The sequence below is a fragment of the Vicinamibacteria bacterium genome (genome assembly GCA_035620555.1).
GTDB lineage: Bacteria > Acidobacteriota > Vicinamibacteria > Marinacidobacterales > SMYC01 > DASPGQ01.
In genome coordinates this window covers 1-2,743 of record DASPGQ010000123.1, presented here as the reverse complement: position 1 = coordinate 2,743, position 2,743 = coordinate 1, and the positions used below count along the sequence as shown (strand labels likewise).

The 2,743-nt window shown below is 60.3% G+C and carries 6 protein-coding genes; 1 reads left to right on the top strand and 5 read right to left on the bottom strand.

All coding sequences use genetic code 11. The features are described from left to right. Positions 1 to 736 (top strand): PilZ domain-containing protein (locus tag VEK15_05095; protein HXV60048.1); only part of this gene is annotated, 736 nt, incomplete at its 5' end. Positions 737 to 748: 12 nt separating this feature from the next. On the opposite strand, the gene VEK15_05090 is transcribed toward VEK15_05095, so the two are convergent. The 5 genes from VEK15_05090 to VEK15_05070 are packed head-to-tail and all read right to left on the bottom strand — an operon-like array spanning position 749 to position 2,652. Continuing rightward, the gene (locus VEK15_05090; protein HXV60047.1) at positions 749 to 1,249 is read right to left on the bottom strand and encodes a 4-vinyl reductase; all 501 of its coding nucleotides are present in this window, start codon (positions 1,247 to 1,249) and stop codon (positions 749 to 751) included. A gap of 5 nt (positions 1,250 to 1,254) precedes the next feature. Next, a complete protein-coding gene (locus tag VEK15_05085) occupies positions 1,255 to 1,734 on the bottom strand; it encodes a flavin reductase family protein (GenBank protein ID HXV60046.1) in 480 nt (159 codons plus the stop codon). Continuing rightward, on the bottom strand, positions 1,727 to 1,996 hold the full coding sequence (locus VEK15_05080) for an OsmC family protein (protein HXV60045.1): 270 nt from the start codon (positions 1,994 to 1,996) through the stop codon (positions 1,727 to 1,729). Before VEK15_05080 ends, VEK15_05085 begins: the two co-directional genes overlap by 8 nt. Continuing rightward, entirely contained in the window at positions 1,997 to 2,191 is a 195-nt protein-coding gene (locus VEK15_05075; GenBank protein HXV60044.1) for a hypothetical protein, read from the bottom strand. It lies immediately after the preceding gene. Positions 2,192 to 2,202: 11 nt separating this feature from the next. Beyond that, positions 2,203 to 2,652, bottom strand: coding sequence for a hypothetical protein (locus VEK15_05070; GenBank protein ID HXV60043.1), 450 nt, complete (start codon positions 2,650 to 2,652; stop codon positions 2,203 to 2,205). Positions 2,653 to 2,743: the final 91 nt, after the last annotated feature.

The following is a 2,743-nucleotide window of genomic DNA, read 5'->3' as shown; positions in this document are numbered from 1 at the left end:
CGCGAGCGGAGCGAGCCCGGCGCGCCTGTCGCGCCGTAAGCAGCCCAGCCGTGGCGGCCGATTGACCACGGGTCCCGCCGCGGCATTGAGCAGTCTAAAGATGGAACGTACGCGACGAGCAACCAGGGTGACTCCAAAGGTGCGCGTCGACGGACACACCCGGTACGGAAGCCGGGTCCGCATCGTCGATCTGAGCCCAACGGGGGCTCTCTTGGAAACGCCGCGGCCCCTCGAAAAGTCCTCGCGTTTGACGCTCGAGCTGTCCCTCAACCGAAAGCCGGTATCGCTGGGCGCGGTGGTGATGCGCTCGACGCGCTCGGATGACGGGCGATTTCACGCGGGCGTGCGATTCGTCCACATGGCTTCCGAGACGCGAGAGGAAATCGCGGCTTTGATCCACGAGCAGTTGCGCCACGAGAGACGGCGACAACCCAGAGTGTTCCTGGGAAAACATGCCGAGCTGACGAAACTGGTGGAGCTCTATGTATTGAACCTCAGTCTGTTCGGGGGACTCTTCCGCCTCGACTTCCCTCTCGAGTTCGACCAGGTGTACGACTTCGTCTTCGCCTTGCCCCAGGGAGAGGTTCAAGCCCGAGGCATGGTTCGTCACTGCGAGGCCTGGGTACTCGGTCGCGACGAGACGAAGTTCCAGCTCGGAGTGGAATTCACCGAGCTGCGGGACGTCTACCGGGACCGCGTGGTCGCCTATCTCGAGGAACAGATTCAGGCGAGCTGAGAGCTTCCCATCTCACGCGCTGACAACGAACCGGCAGCAGCTGTCCCCTTTTGCCAGACACTGCACTTCCATTCCCGTCGCTTCCGATTCGAAGATCGTCATGGCGATTCCCTGGAACGTTCCGAGCAGCAGGTGGCACACGGGCTGCGTGGAAGGGCCGTATGGTTCGGCAAACGGCGATTCCATGACCTTGAACACCATCTCCCGACCTTCGAGATTCGTCATCTCGACGCTGACGGCACCCCAACCCAGCTCCGAGAGCATGAAGGCAACGGAACCGATCACCTGTTCCGAGGAGTAGCCGAAAGCGTCACGATAGCGACCCGCGAGGGCCGCGCCTTCGATGGCGGCCGTTTGGGTCATGATCTGACCGGCTTCGTGACCGAGCAGGGCTTCGATGCTCTTCTGGAGGTCGACGAGGAGCGTTGGCCGAACGATGAAATAACGCGCGCTCTGAAGCGACAGACTCCCACCGGATGGCTCGAAAGTCAGGCTATCCAAAAGCTGATTCACGGACCTCAACTCCTTGTGAAGACGTTTTCACCAAGACCCCAGTATTCACGCCCAAAGAAGACCAGCGGTCCACCCTCGGCTCCGAGCGAGCACGTTTCGACCTCGCCCACGAAGAGAGTGTGAGTCCCCTGCACCAGCCGTTCCACGACGCGACATCCCAGATAGCCGAGACAACCATCCAGATAGAGGCCCCGGCGCGACAGCCCTTCGAATTGCTGTTCGGAGGTGAGGTTCGGAGTGGCGAAGTGATCGGAGAGCGAGCCCTGGCGATCGGAGAGAATGTTGACGACGAAGCCCCCGCGGTCGATGGCATCGTGCGCCCGGGAGTCCCTCATGATGCAAATCACGACTCGGGGTGGAGTCAAGCTCACCGAGGTGAACGAGCTCACCGTGATTCCCCGGGGACCCTCCTCGCTCGGTGCGGTCACGACGACCACCCCTTGCGGAAAGGTGCGCATGACATCGCGCAGCGTGACTTCACTCATCCTCGAGCTCCGCCGTCCACTCGATGTCCACGCAGCCCTTGACCGTCATCGCCGCCGGGCAACTGCGCTCGTGGACCGAGAGCGCTCGATTGGCCTCCTCCTTCTTTCCCGCGGGAAGCTTGATGCGATAGCGAATCCGAAGCTTCGTGATTCTCATGATGCCGTCCACCTCTTCGATATCCCCCTCGACCGTAGACGAGAGCTTGTCGGGATAGCTTGGAATTCCGCGCACTTCCAGCGCGCGCCCGAGAGTGCCCGTCATTCATCCTCCGACGGCGGCAACCATGTAGTCGAGAGTCGCCGGATGCTCTTCCTCGGGCTCGATTCCATAGAATTTCTTGATGTTCGAGTGGACCCCGAAGGTAACGGGGTTCGGGAAACCCTCGATGTAGGCCCGTCGCTTCGGCCCCTTGTCCTTCTCGATACGAATCCTGGAAGTATGAATCAGCTTGGGCATCGGTCTTCCTTTCAGTTGGTGACGTACAGATAGTCTCTCATGACGTCCTCGGCGTCGAAATAAATGAAGTACATCATGTCTCCCGCAGCGTAAACCCGCAGCTGCGGCCACTGGCGAGCCTTTTCCCGAATCGAGCCCGCTTGCGAGCCGCCCCAGCGAGCCACGGCGTCATCGAGGTCGCTTCCCGACTCCACGATGGCGGCGAGGGGCGCTTTTTCTTTCAGGCCCTCGGTGACCTGGTACACCGTGGGCGTTTGCACCAGGATGCCCTTGAGGCGAGCTTCGTGCATGTTGGATCGGCGAATTTCGTATCCGAGAGTTCCCAGGAACAGTGCGGTTGCGAGCCCAAAAACCGTTACCAGAGCGGCAACACCCAGGGAAATGGCTCGCCACGATCGTTTCCCGGTTTCTTCAGATTCCGGCGGGAGGAAGACGGGAAGCCGGAGCCCCGGGTCAGGCATTTACATGAAGAAAGCTAAAGTAGAACTTGAATATAGTTTACTTGAGATATCGCTCGGAATCTACTGCCGCAGAACGATTATTTGGCTTCGA

Coding starts and splice junctions, on each gene's coding strand:
- VEK15_05085 (HXV60046.1), bottom strand. CDS start 1,734: ATGAGTGAAGTCACGCTGCGCGATGTCATGCGCACCTTTCCGCAAGGG.
- VEK15_05080 (HXV60045.1), bottom strand. CDS start 1,996: ATGACGGGCACTCTCGGGCGCGCGCTGGAAGTGCGCGGAATTCCAAGC.
- VEK15_05075 (HXV60044.1), bottom strand. CDS start 2,191: ATGCCCAAGCTGATTCATACTTCCAGGATTCGTATCGAGAAGGACAAG.
- VEK15_05070 (HXV60043.1), bottom strand. CDS start 2,652: ATGCCTGACCCGGGGCTCCGGCTTCCCGTCTTCCTCCCGCCGGAATCT.